Source organism: Massilia agilis, assembly GCF_024756255.1.
Classification (GTDB): domain Bacteria; phylum Pseudomonadota; class Gammaproteobacteria; order Burkholderiales; family Burkholderiaceae_D; genus Telluria; species Telluria agilis.
Genome location: NZ_JANUHB010000006.1, coordinates 279,852 through 303,010 on the forward strand (window position 1 = coordinate 279,852; position 23,159 = coordinate 303,010).

At 64.6% G+C, this 23,159-nt stretch carries 24 protein-coding genes; 8 read left to right on the forward strand and 16 right to left on the reverse strand.

The genetic code is table 11. The features are described 5' to 3' along the window. Positions 1–38 precede the first annotated feature (38 nt). Positions 39–1,145 carry a DNA polymerase III subunit beta gene (gene dnaN, locus NX774_RS21400; RefSeq protein WP_258824308.1) on the reverse strand — a complete coding sequence of 369 codons (1,107 nt, stop codon included), beginning with the start codon at positions 1,143–1,145 and terminating at the stop codon, positions 39–41. A 306-nt stretch (positions 1,146–1,451) separates the two neighbouring features. Further along, the gene (dnaA, locus tag NX774_RS21405) at positions 1,452–2,846 is read right to left on the reverse strand and encodes a chromosomal replication initiator protein DnaA (RefSeq protein WP_258824309.1); all 1,395 of its coding nucleotides are present in this window, start codon (positions 2,844–2,846) and stop codon (positions 1,452–1,454) included. Positions 2,847–3,345: 499 nt separating this feature from the next. Here dnaA and rpmH point away from each other — a divergent pair, with 499 nt between their 5' ends. The 4 genes from rpmH to yidC are packed head-to-tail and all read left to right on the forward strand — an operon-like array spanning position 3,346 to position 5,829. Continuing rightward, complete coding sequence (gene rpmH, locus NX774_RS21410; RefSeq protein WP_040378179.1) at positions 3,346–3,480, forward strand: 50S ribosomal protein L34; 135 nt, start codon at positions 3,346–3,348, stop codon at positions 3,478–3,480. A gap of 33 nt (positions 3,481–3,513) precedes the next feature. Then, positions 3,514–3,906 (forward strand): ribonuclease P protein component, encoded by a 393-nt coding sequence (rnpA, locus tag NX774_RS21415; protein ID WP_258824310.1) that lies wholly within the window; start codon positions 3,514–3,516, stop codon positions 3,904–3,906. Then, the gene (gene yidD / locus NX774_RS21420; protein ID WP_258824311.1) at positions 3,903–4,160 is read left to right on the forward strand and encodes a membrane protein insertion efficiency factor YidD; all 258 of its coding nucleotides are present in this window, start codon (positions 3,903–3,905) and stop codon (positions 4,158–4,160) included. Before rnpA ends, yidD begins: the two co-directional genes overlap by 4 nt. 10 nt (positions 4,161–4,170) lie before the next feature. After that, complete coding sequence (gene yidC / locus NX774_RS21425; protein ID WP_258824312.1) at positions 4,171–5,829, forward strand: membrane protein insertase YidC; 1,659 nt, start codon at positions 4,171–4,173, stop codon at positions 5,827–5,829. Between the two features lie 77 nt (positions 5,830–5,906). Here the strand turns inward: yidC and NX774_RS21430 are convergent, their stop codons facing one another. Further along, entirely contained in the window at positions 5,907–7,367 is a 1,461-nt protein-coding gene (locus NX774_RS21430; protein WP_258824313.1) for a sulfatase-like hydrolase/transferase, read from the reverse strand. 172 nt (positions 7,368–7,539) lie between these two features. Between NX774_RS21430 and mnmE the strand changes: the two genes are divergently transcribed. Next, complete coding sequence (mnmE, locus tag NX774_RS21435; protein WP_258824314.1) at positions 7,540–8,919, forward strand: tRNA uridine-5-carboxymethylaminomethyl(34) synthesis GTPase MnmE; 1,380 nt, start codon at positions 7,540–7,542, stop codon at positions 8,917–8,919. Positions 8,920–8,937: 18 nt separating this feature from the next. Here the strand turns inward: mnmE and NX774_RS21440 are convergent, their stop codons facing one another. Next, a complete protein-coding gene (locus tag NX774_RS21440; RefSeq protein WP_258824315.1) occupies positions 8,938–9,495 on the reverse strand; it encodes a hypothetical protein in 558 nt (185 codons plus the stop codon). 442 nt (positions 9,496–9,937) lie between these two features. Between NX774_RS21440 and NX774_RS21445 the strand changes: the two genes are divergently transcribed. Continuing rightward, positions 9,938–10,498 (forward strand): DUF1439 domain-containing protein, encoded by a 561-nt coding sequence (locus NX774_RS21445; protein WP_258824316.1) that lies wholly within the window; start codon positions 9,938–9,940, stop codon positions 10,496–10,498. A gap of 448 nt (positions 10,499–10,946) precedes the next feature. Beyond that, a complete protein-coding gene (locus tag NX774_RS21450) occupies positions 10,947–11,117 on the forward strand; it encodes a hypothetical protein (RefSeq protein ID WP_258824317.1) in 171 nt (56 codons plus the stop codon). Between the two features lie 118 nt (positions 11,118–11,235). On the opposite strand, the gene NX774_RS21455 is transcribed toward NX774_RS21450, so the two are convergent. Further along, the gene (locus tag NX774_RS21455) at positions 11,236–12,183 is read right to left on the reverse strand and encodes a CAP domain-containing protein (protein WP_258824318.1); all 948 of its coding nucleotides are present in this window, start codon (positions 12,181–12,183) and stop codon (positions 11,236–11,238) included. A gap of 131 nt (positions 12,184–12,314) precedes the next feature. Here NX774_RS21455 and pssA point away from each other — a divergent pair, with 131 nt between their 5' ends. Next, positions 12,315–13,091 carry a CDP-diacylglycerol--serine O-phosphatidyltransferase gene (pssA, locus tag NX774_RS21460; protein WP_258824319.1) on the forward strand — a complete coding sequence of 259 codons (777 nt, stop codon included), beginning with the start codon at positions 12,315–12,317 and terminating at the stop codon, positions 13,089–13,091. 123 nt (positions 13,092–13,214) lie between these two features. On the opposite strand, the gene NX774_RS21465 is transcribed toward pssA, so the two are convergent. The 11 genes from NX774_RS21465 to NX774_RS21515 form a co-directional block, all read right to left on the reverse strand. Next, the gene (locus NX774_RS21465; RefSeq protein WP_258824320.1) at positions 13,215–13,526 is read right to left on the reverse strand and encodes a metal-sensitive transcriptional regulator; all 312 of its coding nucleotides are present in this window, start codon (positions 13,524–13,526) and stop codon (positions 13,215–13,217) included. After that, positions 13,526–14,452 carry an aldo/keto reductase gene (locus NX774_RS21470; protein WP_258824321.1) on the reverse strand — a complete coding sequence of 309 codons (927 nt, stop codon included), beginning with the start codon at positions 14,450–14,452 and terminating at the stop codon, positions 13,526–13,528. Before NX774_RS21470 ends, NX774_RS21465 begins: the two co-directional genes overlap by 1 nt. 137 nt (positions 14,453–14,589) lie before the next feature. Next, the gene (locus NX774_RS21475; RefSeq protein WP_258824322.1) at positions 14,590–15,738 is read right to left on the reverse strand and encodes a D-alanyl-D-alanine carboxypeptidase family protein; all 1,149 of its coding nucleotides are present in this window, start codon (positions 15,736–15,738) and stop codon (positions 14,590–14,592) included. A 94-nt stretch (positions 15,739–15,832) separates the two neighbouring features. Further along, the gene (locus NX774_RS21480; protein WP_370660464.1) at positions 15,833–16,465 is read right to left on the reverse strand and encodes an alpha/beta hydrolase; all 633 of its coding nucleotides are present in this window, start codon (positions 16,463–16,465) and stop codon (positions 15,833–15,835) included. A gap of 3 nt (positions 16,466–16,468) precedes the next feature. Further along, the gene (locus tag NX774_RS21485; RefSeq protein WP_258824323.1) at positions 16,469–16,792 is read right to left on the reverse strand and encodes a (2Fe-2S) ferredoxin domain-containing protein; all 324 of its coding nucleotides are present in this window, start codon (positions 16,790–16,792) and stop codon (positions 16,469–16,471) included. Between the two features lie 62 nt (positions 16,793–16,854). Next, positions 16,855–17,979 (reverse strand): VanZ family protein, encoded by a 1,125-nt coding sequence (locus tag NX774_RS21490; RefSeq protein WP_258824324.1) that lies wholly within the window; start codon positions 17,977–17,979, stop codon positions 16,855–16,857. Continuing rightward, the gene (locus tag NX774_RS21495; protein WP_258824325.1) at positions 17,976–18,584 is read right to left on the reverse strand and encodes an ABC-type transport auxiliary lipoprotein family protein; all 609 of its coding nucleotides are present in this window, start codon (positions 18,582–18,584) and stop codon (positions 17,976–17,978) included. The genes NX774_RS21490 and NX774_RS21495 overlap by 4 nt, the downstream gene beginning before the upstream one ends. An 8-nt stretch (positions 18,585–18,592) precedes the next feature. Continuing rightward, positions 18,593–19,519, reverse strand: coding sequence for an MlaD family protein (locus tag NX774_RS21500; protein ID WP_258824326.1), 927 nt, complete (start codon positions 19,517–19,519; stop codon positions 18,593–18,595). A gap of 1 nt (position 19,520) precedes the next feature. Beyond that, positions 19,521–20,372 carry an ABC transporter ATP-binding protein gene (locus NX774_RS21505; protein ID WP_258824327.1) on the reverse strand — a complete coding sequence of 284 codons (852 nt, stop codon included), beginning with the start codon at positions 20,370–20,372 and terminating at the stop codon, positions 19,521–19,523. After that, positions 20,366–21,508: an MlaE family ABC transporter permease gene (locus NX774_RS21510; protein ID WP_258824328.1), complete on the reverse strand. Its 1,143-nt coding sequence runs from the start codon at positions 21,506–21,508 to the stop codon at positions 20,366–20,368. The genes NX774_RS21505 and NX774_RS21510 overlap by 7 nt, the downstream gene beginning before the upstream one ends. A gap of 55 nt (positions 21,509–21,563) precedes the next feature. Next, positions 21,564–23,051 carry a B12-binding domain-containing radical SAM protein gene (locus NX774_RS21515; protein WP_258824329.1) on the reverse strand — a complete coding sequence of 496 codons (1,488 nt, stop codon included), beginning with the start codon at positions 23,049–23,051 and terminating at the stop codon, positions 21,564–21,566. Between the last annotated feature and the right edge of the window lie 108 nt (positions 23,052–23,159).

The following is a 23,159-nucleotide window of genomic DNA, read 5'->3' on the forward strand; positions in this document are numbered from 1 at the left end:
TTTTGCCGGGACGACGTGCAAACGGTGCGGGTCGGTTCTTAAATCCGCATCGGCATGACGACGTACTTGAAGTCGCCGTTATCGGGAATCGAAATCAGCGCCGACGAATTCGAGTCGCCCAGCGCAATGTTCACCTGGTCGCACTTCAGGTTGTTGAGCACGTCGAGCAGGTAGGTGACGTTAAAACCGATGTCGATCTTGTCGCCGCCGTAGTCGATTTCCAGTTCTTCCACCGCCTCTTCCTGGTCGGCATTGGTCGAGCTGATCTTCATGATGCCCGGCTCGATCATGCAGCGCACACCCTTGAACTTGTCGCTGGTCATGATCGCGGCACGCTGCAGCGAACGCAGCAGCTCGTCGCGGCTGATCGTGAAGTCGTTCTTGTAGCCCTTCGGGATCACGCGCGTGTAGTCCGGGAACTTGCCCTCGACCAGCTTGGACACCAGTTCGATGTCGGCGAAGGTCAGCTTCACCTGCGAGGCGGCGATGTCCAGCTGCACCGGATCGTCGTTCTCTTCCAGCAGGCGCTGCAGTTCGATGATGGTCTTGCGCGGGATGATCACTTCCTGGCGCTCGAACGACTGCTCGGTCTCGACCTGGCAGAAGGCCAGGCGGTGGCCGTCGGTGGCGACCGCGATCACGTGCGAGCCGTCCAGCACCAGCAGCAGGCCGTTCAGGTAGTAGCGGATGTCCTGCTGCGCCATGGAGAAGTGCACCATGTTGAACAGGTGCTTGAGGGTCTTTTGCGGCAGGGTCACGCTGGCGTTGTAGCTGTCGGCTACCGAGACGGTCGGGAACTCTTCCGCGGCCAGGGTCTGCAGCGCGAAGCGCGACTTGCCGCTTTGCACCGTCAGGCGCTTGTTCAGCAGGGTCAGCGACACGTCGCCCGACTCCGGCAGCGCGCGCAGGATGTCCAGCAGCTTGCGCGCCGCAACCGTGGTGCCGGTCACTTCGGCGCCCGAGCCGATCGCCGCGTGCGTCGTGATCTGCACTTCGGTGTCGGTCGACAGGAAAGACACGTTCTCGCCGTCCTTGCGGATGAGGATATTGGCCAGAATCGGCATCGTGTGCCGACGCTCGACAATACCACTCACGATTTGCAGTGGCCGGAGCAGCGTGTCTCGGGTGGTTTTGACCAGTTGCATAGTTATCCCTCAGGTATGTATTTATAAAAACTGTCTTTCCAGCACTATTTTGCCAGAATTCTCCTACATCATTGCCCGTAGGGTGGGCGGGTGTCCCGCCCACGCGTCCGACCGGCTCTGGCGCTGTCGCGGCGCCTCACGTTGTCGTTGGACGGGTGGGCAGGGTGAGGCTGGGCAGTGCCCAGCCGAACGCCCACCCTACGGTCCTGCCGTCGTTCCGGCGCAGGCCGGAACCCATGCTGAGCGTCTGATTACGCGGCGTATGGGGCCCGGCTTTCGCCGGGACGACGGTTACACGCTGGCGGGTTACCCCTTCAGCGTCTGCTCCAGCACGTGCAGCTCGTGGTTCACCTCCGGGCTTTTGGCCCGGTCCTGCGCAATCTTTCGTACTGCGTGCAGCACGGTGGTGTGGTCGCGGCCGCCGAACAGCTCGCCGATCTCCGGCAGGCTCTTTTGCGTCAGCTCCTTGGCCAGGTACATCGCGATCTGGCGCGGCCGCGCAATGTTGGCCGGCCGGCGCTTGCTGTACATGTCCGCCACCTTGATGTTGAAGAAGTCCGCCACCGTCTTCTGGATGTTCTCCACGCTGATCTGGCGGTTCTGCACCGACAGCAGGTCCTTCAGCGCTTCCTTCACGATGTCGATCGTGATCTCGCGGCCGTGGAAGCGCGAATACGCCAGGATCTTGCGCAGCGCGCCTTCCAGCTCGCGCACGTTCGAGCGCAGGTGCTTGGCCACGAAGAAGGCCACGTCGTCCGACAGCGTCACGCCGTCCGACTGCGCCTTCTTCAGCAGGATCGCCACCCGCATTTCCAGCTCCGGCGGCTCGATCGCCACCGTCAGGCCGGAGTCGAAGCGCGAGATCAGGCGATCGTCCATGCCCGTGATCTCTTTCGGGTAGGTGTCGCTGGTGATGATGATCTGCTTCTTGGCCGCGATCAGCGCTTCGAACGCATAGAAGAACTCTTCCTGCGTGCGGCTCTTGCCGCCGAAGAACTGGATATCGTCGATCAGCAGCATGTCCAGCGAGTGATAGTAATGCTTGAAGTCGTCGAAGCCCTTGCGCTGGTACGCGGTGACCACGTCGCGCACGTACTGCTCGGCGTGGATGTAGCGGATGCGCGCGCCCGGCTGGTCGGCCATCACTTGGTTGCCGATCGCGTGGATCAAGTGGGTCTTACCAAGGCCCACGCCGCCGTAGAAGAACAGCGGGTTGTACGACACGCCCGGGTTGTTGGCCACCTGGATCGCGGCGGCGCGCGCCAGCTGGTTGGCCTTACCGGTCACGAAGCTGTCGAAGGTCAGGTCCGGGTTGATGCGGCTCTGCTCGCGTTTGGGCGAGTTGGCGATGTTCATGTTGTCCGGGCTGGACGAGATCATCGGCGCGCCGACGCCGTTGCTCATGCCCATGCCGTTGACGACCGGCGCCGGCGCGCTGGCCGGCCCGAGCGGTTTCTTGTTCTTCGGGTCGAGCACGAACTGCACTTCGACCGGAGCTTCCCAATACTGGCAGGCCAGGGCCGTGATCCGCGAGGCGAATTGCGACTTGACCATGTCGAGCTTGAAGCGGTTCGGCGCAGCGATGCGCAGTTTGCCGTCTTCGTAGTCGAGGGCGACCAGCGGCTTGATCCAGGCGCTGAATTGCTGCGGCGTCAGCTCGAGTTCAAGTTGCGCGGAACAGGTCTGCCAGAAATTTTCCATGAATGCCAGCTAATTGATACGTAACACGCTATTTTACCTGTACTGGCGGGAGTTATCCACAGGCAGCGTCGCGAATTTTTCACCGTGGCGGGCTTGACAGGAAGCCTGTTGCAGCGCGTCATCGCCGCCTTGCCCCACGCCCGTCGTCCCCGCGCTGGCGGAGACCCATAGACAAGATGAGTTGTCGAAATCTCTGCTGCAGCTCAGCACACTCAGCATGGGTCCCCGCCTGCGCGGGGACGACGGTGCGGCGGCGAACGGCGCCCCTCGGCAACAACAGCGACCTTGACAGCTGGACCGAAAATGCTGTCTAATTCAGGGTTCCCCGTCCGTATGCCATGTCAGGTCGTCAACAGCAACCTGGCGATGTGAGCGGGCGAAACGAGTATCTGCTGTGGCGTGACGCTGGCTTAACTACTGCGATCCTGTCATTGGCGCCCGAAGCTGACGAGACGTCAGACCCGATTTTGCATATTAATTTGCTTTAAGCGAGACCACCATGAAACGTACTTACCAACCTTCCGTCGTCCGTCGCAAGCGCACGCACGGCTTCCGCGCACGCATGGCTACCCGTGGTGGCCGTCAGGTCCTGAACGCCCGCCGCGCCAAGGGCCGCAAGCGCCTGGCCGTATAAGGCCAGCTGCTGCTCGATCGATCGCGGTCGGCCATGACAGGCGAAGGGTTGCACGACTTCGCGCGCGTTCGGCGAATCGTTAAAACGGATGAGTTTTCATCCGTTTTTCGTTTGCGGCCGACGCAAAAAACGGCGCATTTCGTGCTCTATACCCGCCCCAACAGCCTGCCGCACGCGCGGCTGGGCGTCGTTGCGGCCAAACGCTTTGCCCCGCGCGCGGTCACGCGCAACACCATCAAGCGGGTCACGCGCGAGCTGTTCCGCGTGACCGGGCTGCCGCCGCTGGACTGCATCGTGCGCCTTGCGCGCCCGGTCAACACCAAGTCCGGCCCGGCCACCACCAGCGCCCTGAAGGCCGAGCTGCGCTCCGAGCTGGAACGCCTGTTCGCCGCCCAGAAGGCGCGCGCCGCGGCGGCCACCCCATGAGCCGCCTGCTCGTCTGGCTGGTGCGCGGCTACCAGTTGCTGGTCTCGCCCATGCTGGGCCAGAACTGCCGTTTCTACCCGACCTGTTCCAACTACGCGGTGGAGGCCCTGCGCACGCACGGCGCCGGCCGCGGGTCCTGGCTCGCGCTGCGTCGCGTGTGCCGCTGCCACCCCTGGAATCCGGGCGGCGTCGACCCTGTTCCGCCCGCGCGGCAGGACTCTCATCCAGCCGCTTGCGGTTGCAATCACCACTGAATGAAATCCAATGGAAATCAATAAACGTACCATCCTGTGGATCGTGTTCGCCGTCTCCCTGATCGTCCTGTGGAACGATTGGATGGTGTCGAACGGCAAGCAGTCGATGTTCTCGGCGACGCCGCCGGCCAAGGTCGCCACCACCGCGCCCGCCGCCAAGCCGGCCGGCTCCGACCTGCCGGCCGCGCCGCAGGCGAACGCCGTTCCGGGCACGCCGGCCGTGCCGGGCGCAGCAGCGCCGGTGAAGGCCGAGACCATCACCATCACCACCGACGTCTTCAAGGCCGACATCGACACCGCCGGCGGCGTGATCAAGCGCCTGGAACTGCTCAAGTTCCGCGACCAGCAGGATCCGAACAAGAACCAGGTCCTGTTCAACATTGCCGGCAACAACCTGTACGTGGCCCAGACTGGCCTGTTGGGCACCAGCCCGGCCGGCGCGCTGCCGAACCACGACACCGTGTTCACCGCCCGTCCGGGCGCGCGCGCCATCGACGGCAAGGACCAGGTGCAACTCGTGCTCGACGCCGAGCAGGGCGGCGTGAAGCTGACCAAGACCTTCACCTTCAAGCGCGGCGACTACGTGATCGACATGCGCCATGACGTGAGCAACCTGACCCAGGCGCCGGTGAACCCGTCGCTGTACCTGCAGCTGGAGCACGACGGCAACACGCCGGAAGGCAGCTCGTACTTCAACCGCACCTACATCACCCCGACCCTGTACACGCCGGAAGAGAAGTACCAGAAGCTGTCGTTCGAGAAGATCGAGAAGGGCGATGCCGAGTACGCGAAGAAATCGACCAGCGGCTGGATCGGCGTTTCGCAGCACTTCTTCGTGTCCGCGTTCGTCCCGCCTGAAAAGGTGAGCCGCACCATCGCCGCCGAGAAGAAGGGCACCAACCTGTACGCGATCAACACGGTGTACCCGCTGGGCATCGTGGCGCCGGGCGCCACCGTCTCGACCGACGTGCGCCTGTACGCCGGCCCGCAAGACGAGAAGGTGCTGGAGAAAGTGGCTCCGGGCCTGGAGCTGGTCAAGGACTACGGCTGGGCAACCATCATCGCCAAGCCGATCTTCTGGGGCATGGACATGATCCACAAGGTCCTGGGCAACTGGGGCTGGACCATCATCGCCTTCACCATCCTGATCAAGCTGCTGTTCTTCCCGCTGTCGGCGGCCGGCTACCGCAGCATGGCCAAGATGAAGACGCTCACGCCGAAGATGCAGGCGATCCGCGAGCGCTACAAGAACGACCCGGCCAAGATGAACCAGGCCACCATGGAGCTGTACAAGTCCGAGAAGATCAACCCGCTGGGCGGCTGCCTGCCGATCCTGGTGCAGATGCCGGTGTTCCTGGCGCTGTACTATGTGCTGCAGGCGTCGGTCGAAATGCGCGGCGCGCCGTGGGTGGGCTGGATCCATGACCTGACCCAGCCGGACCCGTGGTTCATCCTGCCGGTCGTGTACGCGATCTCGATGTTCATCACGCAAAAGCTCAACCCGGCCCCGGCCGATCCGGTGCAGGCCAAGATGATGATGTTCATGCCGCTGGCGTTCTCGGTGATGTTCTTCTTCTTCCCGTCCGGCCTGGTGCTGTACTGGGTGGTGAACAACATCGTCTCGATCGGCCAGCAGTGGGTGATCACCAAGAAGCTGAACCCGCAATAAGCGAGCGCTTCTCCCAGCAAAAAGCCCGTGCACTTCGCACGGGCTTTTTCTTTTGGGGCAGGGTCAGGCGGCCCCGGTCAGGACTTCCACAGGCCCAAATAGATATTCGATCGATTGAGCAGGCTCTCGCGCATCTTCGAGAACCGGTCCGGCTCGGGTTTCTTGTCGTCCGGGCGCAAGCCCCCGATGCCCAGCCCGAGCTGCCTGCCATGCGCGTCGAAGCCGATGAATTCGAGCATCGTGGGCAGCAGGTCGAAGTGCACGATCTCTTCGCGGTTCTTGTGCACCGGCTCGGACGAGATGAACTTGTTGAAGATGTAGCGCTCTGGCAGCGCTTCCAGCCGGTCCGCCACCGGATTCTTGCGCGCCAGGTGGTCGCCCAGGATCACGACGTTCGTATCCGCGAGGTAGCCGCTTTGCTTGATAAAGGCGACGAAATCGGCGACCGAGCGCGCCGTGCACTGGACCACCCCTTCGAAATGCGGCGCATCCCCGGCATTGCAATGCCGTGACTGGAAGCCGTACGGCTCGTGTGTATCGACCGTCAGCAGCGTCAGGTTGAACGGCTTGCCGGAGCCGTGCAGCTGGCGCAGCTTGTCCCTGGCATGCGCGAACAGGTCCTCGTCGTATAAGCCCCAACCGTTCATGTCGCGCGGGTCGGCGCCGCGCGCGATCCATTCTTCCTTGCCGTACGCCTCTTCGTAGTGATGGCTGCGCAGGAAATTGTCCTTGCCTGCGAATTTAAGCGAGGCGCCGCCCATGAATACGTTGCGATAGCCGTTCTGCTGGAGCAGGTCGGAGAGGCAGGTCGCGTTGGGCAAGAAGTCGTCGATCACCTGGCCCTGCGTGTTCACGTCGAACAGGCCGACCCGTTCGAGCGGCACCCCGCACTGGGTCGAGACGAGCGCGGCGATGGTCCAGCCGGTACCCGGCGCCTGCCGGTAGCGCGCAAAGCTCGTGCCTTCCAGCTTTGTCAGCGGCGAGATGCGGTCCTGGCCGAACAGCGACGGATCGGCATAGGCCGCTTCCAGGCTCTCGACGTAAATAAGCACCAGGTTCTTGGGATGCACGGCCCGCAGCTGCGCCGACTGCGGTGGCGCATAGTGGCTGCCGAAGTAGTCCTCGCCGAAGTTCTGGGCGATGTAACGTGCGGCCGATGTGTCCACGAACCAGTAGATGACGGCGGCAGCGAGCAGCACGAGCGGCATCCTGCCGCCGGCGACGGCGCCGAGCTGCCGTAGTCGCGCGGGCACGCGGGCGCGCACCGCGCCGCGGTGTCCCAGCCGCTCGGCCAGCAATGCGGCCGCGGCGAACACCAGGGGCGCGATCACGCACCAGCGCAGGAAGCGTTCGACCAGCACCGGATCGGAGGCCGCCAGTCCCTCGACGCCAAGGCCCGCGTGGTAGGCGATCTGGTCCAGGTCTGGCCGGCCGAAGTACTTGTTAATCCATAGCCCGAAGCAGATCAGGGCGAAGGCCAGGAAGTAGGTGAGGGCGCGTGCAGTGTGCAGCACGCCGGGCCGGCGCAGTAAAGACATGGCTGAGTAAAGTTTGGCAACAGACGCCGATGATTGTCAGCAATGCCAGCGTTAAGAAACGTTAACTGTGCCAAGCGTTTGTAGCGAATTTGTTAGCGCTATGTAACTGCCGCGAAGGTGCTGATCCCCTTCTGGTGCCACCTCCTTCGGGTAGATAAATTACAATCCCGCTATGAAACTCGACACCTCCCCCATCGCCGCCATCGCCACCGCCCCAGGACGCGGCGGCATCGGCGTCGTGCGCGCGTCCGGCAAGTCGCTGGCGCCGCTCATCGAAGCCCTCTTCCCCGGCACCACGCTCGCGCCGCGCCACGCCACCTACATTCCGTTCAAGTCCGCCAGCGGCGATGTCATCGACCAGGGCATTGCGCTGTACTTCAAGGCGCCGCATTCATACACCGGCGAGGACGTGCTCGAGCTGCAGGGCCACGGCGGCCCCGTCGTGCTGCAGATGCTGCTGGCGCGTGTGCTCCAAGCGGGTGCGGAATCGGGCCTGCGCCTTGCCGAACCGGGCGAATTCACGCGCCGGGCTTTCCTCAACGATAAGCTCGACCTCGCCCAGGCCGAGGCTGTGGCCGACCTGATCGACGCCTCCACCGAGGCGGCGGCCAAGTCCGCCTCGCAATCGCTGTCCGGCGCGTTCTCGCAGGTGGTGCACAAGCTGGTCGACCAGACGATCAACCTGCGCATGCTGGTCGAAGCCACCCTCGACTTCCCGGAAGAAGAGATCGACTTCCTCGAAAAATCGAATGCGCGCGGCCAGCTGGCCGGGATCATCGAATCGCTGGGCCATGTGTTCAAGCAGGCCGCCCAGGGCGCGCTGCTGCGCGAGGGCCTGAACGTGGTGCTGGTGGGGCAGCCTAACGTCGGCAAGTCCTCGCTGCTGAACGCGCTCGCCGGCGCCGAGGTGGCGATCGTCACCCCGATTGCGGGCACCACGCGCGACAAGGTGAGCGAGACGATCCAGATCGAAGGCATCCCGCTCAACATCATCGACACGGCCGGCATCCGCGCGATCGACGAAGGCATCGACGTGGTCGAACGCATCGGCATCGAGCGCACCTGGGGCGAGGTCGGCAAGGCCGACGTGATCCTGCACCTGCTTGACGCGAGCAAGGGGCCGACGCGCGAGGACGAGGACATCGTGGCCGCCTTCCCCGAGGGTGTGCCGGTGGTGCGGGTCTGGAACAAGATCGACCTGTCTGGCCACAAGGCGACGGTCGAGCAGACGCCGGACGCGACGCACATCTACCTGTCGGCGGCCGAGAAGGCGGGCATCGACCTGCTGCGCGCGGAACTGCTGCGCATCGCCGGCTGGCAGCAGACGGGTGAATCGCTGTACCTGGCGCGCGAGCGCCACCTGATCGCGCTGCGCGAAGCGCGCACGCACCTGGACCTGGCGGCCGCCCACGCGGCGCAGGACGATCAGTCGCTCGACCTGTTTGCCGAGGAGCTGCGCCTGGCGCAGGATCAGCTGTCTAGCATCACCGGCCAGTTCACGCCGGACGATTTGCTCGGGGTGATCTTCAGCCGGTTCTGCATCGGAAAGTAGAGTTACTTCCGGGGGCGGTTAGCGAAGCGCCGCCTGAGGCGGTGCTTGCCATGAGCAATTCTGCGAAGCGGCGAGCCCCTTTAGAAAAGCGCGTCGAATCGAGCCTGCAGCGATGGAAGCCGAGACCTGCTTGGAGTAACGCTCGGCACCGCTGAGTTTGCGTATCCAGCCTCGGAAAGGAATCAGGCCCTCCGCTGTCCTCTGCACAGCGCCAACCGCTTCGTCCTCAGCGACCTCAGAACCCCGCTCGATGAGGGACGGACTGTTTGCGGACGCTGGCGTGTCCAGGTCAGCGCCGAGCACCTCGTCCAACTTATGAATTTCGACGGAGATGGCCTCACAATGTTGGTCAACCGGCACAAGGTAGGGGTGCTTTTGCGCGTCAACGAGGACTTCGGGAATCTTTGCGCGCATGACATTGAGGTCGCTCAGCGGAGAGCTGGCGGCGGCCCCCATGCGCGATGGCGTCTGTGACGCGCAGGCAGACAGTGAAAGGACAAAAGTCAGGGATGAGAACTTTATTATTGAGTTTGTTTTCATATTTATCCCGATGATGGCACGCAGCGTGGCGTTCACTTCGCGTCGCTCGTGCAGCTTAGGGTGGGGTTGCTGTCGCTGTATTTGGCACGCAGCGATGATGCCTGGGAAACAGGCTGCAGCCGTCAGTGGAGAAGGGCCGCATGACCTGGGAAGTTGCGCAACCGGACAGGGGGGCCGGCAATACAACCGAGAGCGCCAACTTCAAACTGTGATGAATCGCGATGTGCATTGCGGCCGAACCTTGGGGGCAAATCGCCGCATCAGTTGGCGCGATTCGACACCTGCTGGGCGGCAATTGTTGCACTTTACGCATCATCCGCACATATGTCTACTGGGAAAATCTCTGTTGTTCGTTACACGGCGTGGGCACAAGTGCCCACCCTATCTCGAAGAAGGTAACAGGGTGTGACCGTGGCGTGCCGCGCGCGATGGATGTGCTAGCCTTCCCGCATTCGTCAGACCGACCAGTGGAGCGCCGATGGGAAACCGCAGATTTTTGTTGAAGGCAGTGGCTGCCATGACCGCCGCGGCGGCGCTATCGTCCTGCGCTACCTTCGTCGGCCCGCGCCAGGTCGAGGTGCCGCTCTACAAGCTGCAGGCCGGCCTGGACCGCCGCTTCCCGGTCGATAACCGCATGCTCGAGCTGGTGGACGTGCATCTGTCGCGCCCGCAGCTGGCCATGCTGCCCGAGGCCGACCGCGTCGGCATTTCGATGGACGCCGAGATCGCGCCGCCGTTCCTCAAGCACGCCTACACCGGCCGCGTGGCGTTTTCCGGCAGGCTGTATGTTGACCCGAACCGCGGCGCCGTGTTCATGACCGACCCGCGCGTGGACCGCTTTGCGCTGGACGGCGTGGATGCGTCGTCGTCGCGCCAGTTCACCAAGATCGCCAACGTGGTCATGGACCAGGTCGTGCGCGACGTGCCCGTTTACTCATTCCGGATGGACGACCTGCGCTACGCCGGCGTGCAGTTCGTGCCGACCCGCATCGCCACGACGAGCGCGGGCCTGGTAGTAACGCTGGAACCCGTGAAGTAGTCGGCGGGGCGTCGATCCACGCCTTGATCGCATCAAGCCTGCTGTCCAGCTACTGCCGTGTGATCTCGCCCATGTCCACATCATCGAGTAGTCATCAAGAGTGGGCAAACTTGAGCGCACGAAGCGTGCGGAACGTGCGCGCCAATTATTAGCAATTCGTTATTATTTCCGCGGATCGAATGCGTGCGGGAAGTGCTGCGTGTTGACGTCTGTTGCGTGCTTGCTTCAACGCGACACTGTTGTTAATGACAGCATTGCAGCGGCGTCGGCTTGAGTGCACACTGAATCAGCTACAACTGCCGTGCGAGCACAGGTGGTGCGGCCACGTCGCTTGAGCTTTCTCATGCCCGCGTTGTTCCACTGAAGTAATCTTGCTTTGTCACTTGACGTGTTGCCGGGTAGGGGGTGGACCTTGGAAACGATACAAGAAAGTTTGCCGGACAAGGGTATGGCTGTCGAACCGCCGGTCGATGGCGCTGGCCGTCCGCTTCCGTCGCGCCTGAGCCTGCCCGCCAAGGGCTCGTGCTGGTACTGTGAAAAGCCGCTCGACAGCGTGCGCCGCTTCTGCGGCAAGACCTGCGCCGCAGCGTTCGACGAAGAAGCCGAGTTCACGCGCTGACCGGCACAACCGGGCAGGCGGTCGCTAGCCCGCCAAGGCGGCCATCGCCCCGGCGCCCTGTCCAGTTCCCTTCCCGCCGCCAACGCGGTGGCAAGCCCCTCCGTTAGGCAGCGTTCCCTTATTTGGTAGTAAAGGTCCAGGTGCGGCTGACCGGCGTGCCATCCACGGTGCCGGTAAAGCTCACGTCGTAGCTCGTGCCCGATGCCAGCTTGGCCAGCGGGACAATGGCCGCGGCCGAGCGCGGCGTCTCCGGATCGACATCCCTGGTGAGCAGGCGCACATTGAGGTCGGCGCTGGCGCCTTTCGGGCGTACGGTGAAGCTTTGCACGGTCAGCACCGCGTTGATGTTCGCGTGCACGCTGATCGGGTAGCCCACCTCGTTCACGTTCGGCACCGGGTCCGGCGACTCGTAGTCGCTGAAGAAGTTGGGGGTGACTTGCGTCTGGCCGCTGAACGGCCACACCACCACGCTGCCTGCGGGGACGCCCGGTCCGTAGCCGTTGTTGGCCGTGAAGTCGGCGGTGAAGTAGCTGTAACCGGCCGCGGTGGTGGCCGCGCCGGTGCCGATCTCCTTGAACACCGGCTCGAAGATCACGAAGCGGTGGTAGATCGCGGTGATCAGTTCCTCGGCCAGGTAGGCGCCGTTGGTGCTGGAGGTCGCCGAGATCACCTCGCCGTAGGCGTGGTTGGCGTTGGCGAAGGTGTAGCCGGCGGCCGTCAGGCGGTCGAGCAGGGTGGCGCCGGTAAAGCCTTGCTTGCCGGGCGTCTGCACGTGCGTGACCGTGTTGTTGGTGCGCTGGTATTCGGAGTGGCCGAGCGCGGCAACGTCGATGATGGCGTTGCGCGTGAGCGTTGGCATGCCCACTTGCGTGCGGCGGTAGTTGATCCAGTTGCGGCCGTCGGTGGCGATGTCGTTGGTGAGCGCGGGCGCTCCCTGCTCGACCGGCAGGGGCGCCGCGCTGGCGGTCGCCGGGCTGCCCGAGCCCCCGCCGCCGCCGCAGGCAACCAGCGCGCTGGCGGTTGCGCACACCGCTACGATAAGGCGCAAGCGACGCAGTCCGCTCATAGGATCCCCATGCAATGCTAGATAAACGAAAGCTTATTCTAGGCGAAATCTGGAATGGATGATTCCCGACAAGTGCGTAGCGAGTCCCCACGCGGCGGTAGAATAGGCATTTCTTCAATCTTACCCTGACTGTGAACACGGAACGCCCACGCCGCCTCGCCCGAGCGAAGTTCGCCCTGCCAAGCTTTGTCACCCTGCTGTCGATCGCCTGCGGCTTTGCCAGCATCGTCATCTCGGTCGACAACGCGCCGGTGGGCGATCCGCACGAATACCGCCTGGCGGCCATCCTGCTGGTGCTGGCCGGCGTGTTCGATGCGCTTGACGGCTTCGTGGCGCGCGCCACCAACACGCAGTCCGAATTCGGGGTGCAGCTCGACTCGATTGCGGACGTGATGAACTTCGGCTGCGCTCCCGGCCTGCTGCTGTACTGCTACGGCTACGCGCAGATGGCGGCCCAGCATCCGACCCTGGTGCGCATGGGCGGGCTGGCGTGCTTCGTGTTCGTGGCCTGCGGCGCGCTGCGGCTGGCGCGCTTCAACATCAGCGTCGGCCGCACCGACCCGCGCTACTTCGTGGGCATGCCGATCACCGCCGGCGCCGCGTGCGTGGCCTCGGTGGTGGTCGCCTGGCCGGAGCCGCTGGTCACGCCCATGCAGGGCTTCCTGCTGATGGCGCTCATGATCGCGGTTGGCACGCTGATGGTCTCGACCCTGCGCTTCCCGAGTTCCAAGCAGCCGAAGAACGCAAAGCTGCTGGTCGCCCTGGCGGTGTGCCTGGTGCTGCTGGCGCTGCTGCGCACGCGCTTCTTTGCCTTGTTCTTCGTGATGTATGTGTCGGCCACGCTGCTGCTCAATATCGCGTGGCATACCGGATGGCGCGGCATCGCGCCGCCGAAAGTCTACGACTGACACGTCGTCCAGGCGAACGACCGTAGGGTGGGCAGCTTGACTGCCCACGCGTTCAGCCGCAGTTCGCATTGTCGCGGCAGCTCTTCAGATAGTTGAACGCGTGGGCAGGAAGACCTGCCCACCCTACGCGAATTTGTCCAGCAGCGCAGCGATCCGCGCTGCGCTCGCCCGCGCTTCCTCGACATCGGCCGCGTTGGCGCCTTGCGTGACCACGCTGGCCGACAGCAGCTGCACGAATGCGCGGTCCAGCGCCTTGCGCGCCGCCGCCATCTGCTGCGCCACGGCGTCGCAGTCGGACGGCTCGGCGGCCAGCGCCACCAGCTTCTGCACGCCGCGCAGCTGTCCCTCGATGCGCGCCAGCCGGTTGAGCAGGTCCTTCTTCTGCAGCCCGGTGAGCGCGCTTCCCTCGACGATCTTGAGCGGCTGTTCGCCCATCAGGCCACCTCGTGCCCACGCGCCGCGCGCAGGATGCGGAACCAGTCGCTGCGCGCGAGCGTGGTCGCGGCGCCCGCCACCGCCACCGCAATCGCTTCCGGTCGGCCGGTGCCGGTGAGCGGCATGGGGCGGCTTGGCAGCTGCATGATCCACGCGAACACCACGGTCGCAAACGGCACCTTCATGCGGTCGGCGATCTCCTTGATCACCAGCCGCAGGTTCTCCGTGTTCGGATCGAGCGCCGTGAACAGCCGCCCGCCGCCCAGCGGCGACCACACCATGGGCGCCACGCGCAGGTCCTGCATGCCGTCGAAGGTCTCGTCGAACATCGGTGCCAGGTGCAGCGGCGAGAATTCGACCTGGTTGGTGGCCAGTTCGATGCGCCGGTTGAGCGACTCGAACTGGTGCCGGCTGAAGTTCGATACGCCGAAGTGCAGCACCTTGCCCGCCTTGCGCAGTCGCGAGAAGGCTTCCGCGATCTCGTCGAAGTCCATCAGCGGGTCGGGGCGGTGGATCAGCAGCAGGTCGAGCCGGTCGGTGTGCAGCTGGCGCAGCGACTCCTCGGCCGAGGCGGTAATGTGCGCGGCCGTGGTGTCGTAATGCTGGATCGTGTGTTGTGGCCGCTTGGGCGAGATGAGCTTGATGCCGCATTTGCTCACCAGCTGCATGCGCTCGCGCAGCGCCGGCCGGGCCCGCAGCGCCTCGCCGAACAGGCCTTCGACGCTGTAGCCGCCGTAGATGTCGGCGTGGTCGAAGCTGGTCACGCCCATGTCCAGGCATTGCTCGATGAAGGCGACGCGCTGCTCCACCGACATGCCCCACTCGGCCATGCGCCACATGCCAGCGACCACGCGCGACAGTTCAAGGCCGCCGGCGCGGGTGGCGATGCGCGGGCAGGTCAGGTCGGTGGGCAGGATGGCGGCCATGGTGTCTTTCGGTTAAGCAGTAGCTCCGATTATAGCCGTGGCCCCCGGTGCGCGTTTGTCCCTGGATCATTAGCCCGGGCGTAAAAAAACGTGCGCCTCCTCGCGGAGCGCGCACGTTTTCTTGAACAGGCGAGCGCTTACTTCATCCAGAGCCGCATCGAGTCCCAGGCGCGGCCGAAGATGGTCGCTTGCGGCACTTCTTCGAGTGCCACCACCGGCAGCACCAGCAGCTGTTTGCCATCCACCATCATCTTCAGCGTGCCGACCTGGCCGTTGCGCGCCAGCGGGGCGACCAGCGGGTCCTTGCGCTCCAGCACAGGCTTGAGCTTGCCGGCAACGCCTTTCGGCACCGTCACCAGCACGTCGTTCGGGAAGCCGATCTTGACGGTCGATTGCGAACCTTTCCACACTTCCGGCGTCGCGATGGCCTGGCCCTTGTTGTACAGCTTGACGGTGTCGAAGTTCTGGAAGCCCCAGTTGAGCAGCTTCTGGCTCTCGCCGGTGCGGGTGCCGTCCGAGCTGGCGCCCGACAGCACCGAGATCAGGCGGCGCTCGCCGGCCGGGCCGTTGGGACGGTGCGCCGACGCGATCATCGAGTAGCCCGACGCTTCGGTGTGGCCGGTCTTCATGCCGTCCACGGTCGGGTCGAGCCAGAGCAGGCGGTTGCGGTTCTGCTGCTTGATGCGGTTGTAGGTGAACTCCTTGACCGAATCGATCTTGTAGAACTCGGGGTAGTCGCGAATCACGGCCTGGGCCAGGATCGCCAGGTCATGCGCGGTCGAGTAGTTGTCCGGGCTGGGCAGGCCGTGCGGGTTGGCGAACTTGGTGTCCTTCATGCCCAGGCGCTGGGCCTCGCGGTTCATCAGGGTGGCGAAGGTGCCCATGTCGCCGCCCACGGCTTCGGCCAGTGCCACCGCCGCGTCATTACCCGACTGCACCATCAGGCCGTACAGCAGGTCCTTGATCGACACCGGCACCTTGGGATCGATGAACATCTTGGAGCTGCTCTTGTCGACCTTCCATGCATCGACCGACACGTTGACCATCTGGTCCAGCGTCACCTTCTTGTCGCGCAGGGCGCCGAACACCACGTAGGCGGTCATGACCTTGGTGAGCGAGGCCGGCTCGATGCGCATGTTGGCATCCTGCGAGGCAATCACCTGGCCGCTGGTGGCATCCACCAGGGTCCAGGAGCGGGCGGCAATGTTGGGGGCCGGAACGGTCTGCGCGTGCGCGGCCGACATCAACGTAAGGCTGGCGGCAATGGCCGCAAACAATTTTTTCATGGAAGCAATGTCGTCTCAGGTGGTGGTGAAGCGAAGGCAATGCCGCATAGCATTGCTTTGAAAGAAGAGCGCCCATTATAGGCCAGCGTTGGCCTCAATTGTGTCGCACCCACAGTTGCATGACGACATTTTTGATGTGGCCGAGCTTGCGATGGAAGAAGTGATCCGCGCCCGGGATCACGATCACCGGCAGGTCCTGCGGGCGCGCCCAGTCGAACACCTGCTGCAGCGTGATCGTATCGTCAAGTTCGCCGTGGACCAGGATTGTGTCTTTCGGCACCTCGGGCATCGGCCACTTGCCGGCCGCGGTGCCAACCAGCACCAGGCGCTCGGCCGGGCGGCCTTCGGCGATCAGGCGCTGCTGCAGCTTCGCCTGCACGAAGGTGCCGAACGAGAAACCGGACAGCGCCACCGGCAGGCCCGGATACTGCTCTTGCATGTGCGCCATCATCAGGGCCATGTCGTCCACTTCGCCCACGCCGTTGTCGTGCACGCCTTCCGATTCGCCCACGCCGCGGAAGTTAAAGCGCGCGGTGGCGTAGCCGAGCGAAACGAAGGTGCGGGCCAGGGTCTGCGCGACCTTGTTTTCCATCGTGCCGCCATACAGCGGGTGCGGGTGCGCGACCAGCGCGATGCCCTTGGGCGGCGCGTCGGGCAGGTCGAGCAGGCATTCCATCTTGCCGGCGTGGCCGGTCAGGTAAAACTTTTTCGAAAACTTGTTCAGCATGGTTCAGATCTTCAGGCGCTCGACCACTTCGCCTTGCATGATGTGGCGGTCGATGATTTCGTCGATGTCGGTGGTATCGACATAGGTGTACCAGGTGCCCTGCGGGTAGATGACCACGACCGGGCCTTCCTCGCAGCGGTCCATGCAGCCGGCCTTGTTGATGCGCACCTTGCCGGGGCCGTTCAGGCCGAGCTGCTTGATGCGCTGCTTGGCGTGCTGCTGGGCGTCGAAGGCGCCGCACTTGCCGCAGCTCGGGCGGCTGCCGTCCTCGCGCACGTTGGTGCAGAAGAACACGTGGTGCTCATAAAAGGGTTTGTTGTCGTTCATGTCGGTCCTGCTGCAAAAATGATAAGGCCGCCTCGCAGCCTATTGCGCAATGATACGCGTTCCTACTGCCGATTGAGTTTGTGCGAGGGAAGCAGCAGGAACCACAGGGCCGCGAACGGCCAGGCCAGCGACAGGAACTGGGCCGCGCCGTTAAAGTTCAGGAACTTGCCCTGGACCCAGCCTTGCAGGGTCGCGACGAAGTAGGGATTCACCGGGATCGTGTTCACGACAATCAGCGACAGCAGCAGCGTGACCACCGCGAGGCGCCGCTGCGCCACCTGCGGCGCGAACGCCAGGCCCGCCAGCATGATCGCGCCGATCACGAATCCGCCCTGCGCGCCGGGGGTGATCCAGACGAGGGCATTGTCGGGGGTGAACAGCAGCGAGCTGGCCAGCGTCTTGACCAGGAGCGCCGCGCCGATCATCGCCAGCATCAGCGGATAGCGCGGGGCGCCGCGCCGCAACAGGCACAACAGGGTGAGCACCGCCCCGGTCATGCCGCAAGCGGTGATGATGGTCTCGGACAGCCAGTACTGCTCCACGCTCATCTCGGCGCCGGGGCGCAGCATCGCCACCAGGTCGATGTTCGTGTCGAGCCACTCGGACAGCCATTCGGACACGATCGGCAGCACTTGGCCGTGGCCGAACAGGTAGCCCTGCGGGTAGATCTGCGCCAGCGGCCACAGCGCCAGCAGCACCAGGCCCTGGCTGGCGTGCGGGGCGAACCAGCGGCGGCGCAGGCGGTACAGGCGGCTCTGGTCGAGCAGGCTGCGCGACCACGCCGCGCCGAGGAAGGCGCCGATCAGGCAGCCGGCGGAATTGGTGAAGAAGTCGAGGTTGGACGGCACCCGGCTGGGCAGGTAGTTCTGCACCGTCTCCATGGTGCCCGACACCAGCACGCCGGCCGCCGCCGCCAGCAGCACCGCCAGCAGGCCGCGCACGCGCGGGTACATCGCCAGCACCAGCAGAACGCCGAACGGGATGTAGCCGACCACGTTGACCATCACGTCAAAGCGCGTCCAGTAGCGTTGCGGCGCCAGGTTCAGGAACTCGAACGGCGACAGGCCGCTGTTGCGCCAGCCCGAAAACGGGAACCAGCTGGCGTACACGATCAGCAGCAGGTACACCAGCAGCGCGGCGCGCGCGACCGGCGAACCTCGCGGCGGCACGTGCTCGTGCTCGGTCATCGCGTCGTGTGGTTCACGCGCGCCAGCCAAGCGGCGATGTCGTCCGCCACCGCGTCGGTACTGGCGGCCAGCGCGTTGGCGCCGCCCGAGGCGTTGGCCGAGGGGGCCGGCGTGGAGCGGCTGAAGGTCTGCTGGTCGAGCAGGACGTGGTCGCGAAACAGCGAGGCGCGCACGATGACCTGGCCGCGGCTCTGGCTGGCGCTGTCGAACGCGTGGGTGAAGTCGGCCACCTCCACGCGCAGGATCGGTACCCCGGTGGGCGAGTCGGTGGGCTGCAGCACCTTGACGCCGGTTTGCGCCAGCCGCGTCTTCACGCGCTGGGTGACCATTTCGAGCGGGTTGGTGCTCCAGCGGCTGTTGGCATAGGCGCGCGCCTGCATCGCGTCGGCATAGTTCAGGCGGTAGAACATGCGCTCGCTTTCCAGCGCGGCCGAACCGGTGGCCTCACTGACGACTACCGCGGACATGGGCGCGTCGATCGTGGCGCTGCGCGGGGCGGCCGGGCCGAGGTCGAACAGGGTGGTGGACTCGCTCTTGTGCGAGGCGCAGGCGGCGAGCAGCAGGGCGATCGACGCGATCAGCAGGCGCGGCAGGATTCGGTTCATGGCGGTCCTCATTTGGTCGGGGCGACAAAGCCCGGTTCACCCGGGCCCGGTTGCGGGCTTGGGCCGCCGAACAGGATGCTTTGCGGCCGGTCCGAGAGCGAGTTGGCGGTGCGCTTGACGGCGCGCAGCGAGGCCTTGGCTTCGTCGGTCATTTCGGTCAGGTGCGGCAGGGTCTGCATTTCCAGGCCGCTGGCCGCGCCCTGCAGCGAGCCGATGGCGCCGTTCAGGCGCTCGAGCGGGCCGTCTTTGGCCTGCAGGCGCGTGGCCAGGCTGTCGTAGTTATGCGCCAGCGCGTTGACCGAGGCGGCGGTCTGGTCGAGTTTGGTGGCCAGCGCCGGCAGCTTGTCGAGCGTGGGCTCGAGGCGCTTGGGCAGTTCGCCGTAGGCGGCCGCGGTCTTGCCGATGCTGTCGAACGCGCCGATGATGGTCTGCTGGTTTTGCGGGCTCATTAGCCGGTCCAGGCTCTCGGTGATCTTTTCGGTTTTGTCCAGGATGGCCAGGCCGCGCTTTTCGATCTGGTCCAACAGGCCCGGGCGCATCGGGATGCGCGCCACGCGCTTGGGATCGCTCTGCAGGATGGGCGAACCGGTGCGGTCGTCGTCCAGCTGCAGGAAGGCCAGGCCCGTCACGCCCTGGTAGCCGAGCGAGGCGAAGGTGGTGGTGGTGACCGGGGTGTCGTTGTCCACCGACAGCTTGATCAGGATCTGCCCGGTCACGCGCGGGTCGAACATGATGTCGTTCACGCGGCCCACTTCCAGGCCGCGGTAGCGCACCACCGCCTGCGGGTTCAGGCCCGGGATCGACTGCGTGGTCACGATCTCGTACGGCACGGTCTCGCTGCGGTCGCGATTGAGCCAGATGCCGGCCAGGACCGCGGCGATCAACAGGGCGATCGTGAAGATGCCTGTCATGAGCGCGTGCGATCTGTTTTCCATGTCATTTCTCCGATTCGTTCTTGACGCGCTCATCGAGCACTTCGAGCGCGCGCCGGCCGCGCGGGCCGAGGAAAAACTGTTTGATGAACGGGTGGTCCACCTGGATCACGTCGCAGGTCGGGCCCACCGCCACCACGTGCTTGTCGGCCAACACCGCAATCCGGGTGGACAGCGCGAACAGCGTGTCCAGGTCGTGCGTGACCATCACCACGGTGAGCTTGAGCTCGCGGTGCAGGGTCTGGATCAGCGCCACGAAAGCGTCCGACAGGTCGGGGTCCAGGCCGGCAGTGGGCTCGTCGAGGAACAGCAGCTGCGGCTCGAGCGCCAGCGCACGCGCCAGCGCGGCACGCTTGACCATGCCGCCGGACAGGTCGGCCGGCATCTTGTTGGCGTGCTCCACGCCCAGCCCCACCATGTTCATCTTCAGCAGTACCGCGTCGCGGATCACGTCGTCGGGCAGCGCGTGCAGCTCGCGCATCGGCTGGGCGATGTTCTCGAACACCGTGAGCGCCGAATACAGCGCGCCCTGCTGGAACAGCATGCCCCAGTGGTTGCGCATGCGCTGCAGGTCTTCGGGCTGGGCGCTGCTGATGTCCTCGCCGAACACGACCACTTCACCACGCGAGGGCTTTTCCAGCCCCAGCATCTGGCGCAGCAGCACGGTCTTGCCGGTGCCCGAACCGCCCACGATCGACAGGATCTCGCCGGCGTAGATCTTCAGGTTCAGGTCCTGGTGCACCACCGTGCGGCCGAAGCGGGTCCACAGGTTGCGGATCTCGACCACCGGCGGGCCGACTTCCACGTCGGGGCGCAGGTTCAGGCGCTGCGGCGGGCGCTTGTCGCTGTCTACCATGAGAACCCCACGCCGCTGAACATGATCGCGAACACCGCGTCGGCCAGGATCACGACCGTGATCGCCGTGACCACCGAGGTGGTGGTCCCGCGCCCGAGGCTCTCGGTGTTCGGCTTGATGCGCAGGCCAAAGTGGCAGGACACCAGCGCGATCAGCATGCCGAAAGTCGCGCCCTTGGCCAGGCCGATCGTGTAGTTCACGAACGGCACCGCCGAGGGCAGCTTTTGCAGGAAGTAGCGCGCCGATAGGTTCAGCTCGATCTTGGCCGAGACCATGCCGCCGATGAGGGCCATCGCATCGGTCCACACCACCAAAAGCGGCATCGACACCGCCAGCGCGAGCACCTTGGGCATGATCAGGCGGTAGCCGTGCGAGATGCCCATCACCAGCATCGCGTCCAGTTCCTCGGTCACGCGCATCACGCCCAGCTGCGCCGTGATCGAGGAGCCCGAGCGGCCGGCCACCAGGATCGCGGCCAGCAGGGGCCCGAGCTCGCGGATGATGCTCATGCCGAGGATGTTGACCAGGTAGATGTCGCCGCCGAACATGCGCAGCTGCTGCGCCGACAGGTAGGACAGCACCACGCCGATCAGGAAGCCCACCAGGGCCGTGATGCCCAGCGCCTGGAAGCCGGAGTGGAAGACGTTGGCCGAGATCTCCTTCCACGGCCCGGTGAGCGGGTGGCGGATGAAGCGCCAGATATCCTGCATCAGGCGGCCGATCAGCAGCACGAACTGGTGCAGGTGCTGGAAGAACTTCAGGATGCCGGCGCCAAGGGCGATCACCCACGCCAGGTGGGTCGGACGCGTTTGCGGCAGCTCGTTGTGGCCGGCTTCCTCGATGCGGCCGAACAGTTCCTCCTGCCGCGGATCGAGCGTGAGCGCGGCGGGGCGGCGCTTGCCCCAGGCGTTCCAGAACATCTGGGCGCCGATGTGGTCCAGCCGCTCGACCTGCGACAGGTCCCATCCGAGGTCGGTCCTGCCGGCGTAGCGCGAGAGCTCCTGGTTGAGCGACTTGAGCGTTCCGCGCTTGGCGCACAGGGCATGCACCTGCCAGACACCCGTGGCAACGACCGATTGTCCCGCGCCGGAGTCGGGTTGCCGGATGGTTAACGTTGGCGCGTTTTCAAGGTGCATTGCGCCAGTGTAAAAGAGATTCGAATGCGCTGCCACCCGCAGGGTGTTAGCGTGCTCAGGCGGCCAAGTGGCGCGCCTGGCGTTCGGGGGCGGCAGCTGGCGCCTTCGGCGTGGCCCCGTGGGCGCCAGCCTGGCCTGCGTAATCGCTGGCGAGCAGCGCTTGTGCGTCGGAGCGCGGCATGCCGCGCTCCTGCAGCCATTCGCCTACCAGTTTCGCAAGGCGGTCCAGGGCGATGCGGTGGGTCGCATCGGTGCGGGTGTACATCCAGTCCGAAAACGCCATGAAATTGGCGAACGGCGAATCGCCGAGCAGCGCCTTGACCGTATTGGCGAAACGGCCGGAGTTGGCGACCAGGTCCCAATATCGCGAAAAACGCACCAGCCGCTGCATCGTCTGGAAGTCGATCTTGCCGGTGGCGAGCACGGTGTAAGGCGGGAAGGCGTCATACACCATGCCAAACGGGCCGGTATGCCGGATGATGGGCGTGCCGCGCAGGCGCTTGAGGATGCCGAACTGGATTTCGTGCGGGCCGAGCGAGACCAGGTGATCGAATCCTCGGGCGAAACTGTCCACGTCTTCGCCCGGCAGGCCGGCAATCAAGTCCACGTGCAGGTGGGCGTGCGAATGCGCGTGCAGCCAGCGGATATTGTCGGCGGCCTTGTCGTTGTTCTGGCGGCGGCTGACCAGCGCTTGTACTTCAGGGTTGAAGCTCTGGATGCCGATTTCGAACTGCAGCGCGCCCGGCGGGAACTGGGCAATGCTCTCTTTCAGGGCATCGGGCAGGTGGTCCGGGACCAGCTCGAAATGCGCATAGACCGGATCGTTGGGCGCGGCCTGCAATTTATCGAGGAAGAACTGCATGATGCGCAGGCTCGTCTTGACGTTCAGGTTGAACGTGCGGTCCACGAACTTGAACAGGCGCGCGCCGCGCTGGTAAAGCGATTCCATCTGGGAGAGGAAATCGTCGAGCGGGAAAGGCCAGGCCGTCTTGTCGAGCGAGGAAAGGCAAAACTCGCATTTGAAAGGACAGCCGCGCGAGGCTTCGACATAAATGGTGCGGTGGGCGATATCGTCGGCGCTGTAGAGATGATAGGGCAGGCGGATCGCGTCCATGGGCGGCTGCTCGCCTGCATGGATCTTCATCAGCGGTTGCGGGCCATTGAGGATCTGGCCGCACAGTTTGGCAAAAGTGATATCGCCCCAGCCCGTCACGACATAATCGGCCAGCTTCACGATCTCCTGTTCCGCCGTTTCGTGCGACACCTCGGGACCGCCCAGTACCACGGTTACGTGCGGCGCCACGCGTTTAAGCATGGAAACGACTCTTGAAGTTTCCTCGACATTCCATATATAGACCCCGAAGCCGACGATTTGTGGCTTTCGAGCAAGCAGCCGTTCGACCACCTCGGTGGTTTTGGCGCCGATGACGAATTCCAGGATCGATGCCTGCTCCTGCAGCTCGCCCAGGTTGGCGAGCAGGTAGCGCAGCCCGAGGGAAGCGTGGGTGTAGCGGGCGTTGAGCGTGGAAAGCAGGATGGTCATCGGTTAATCCGGTTGCGGGAAGCGGCCATTTTACGTCGTCCCCGAAAGTGCCGGCATTGTAGATACTGTTATGTCCGTCAAGCGGTGTGCAGGGCCGGATTGAATTTT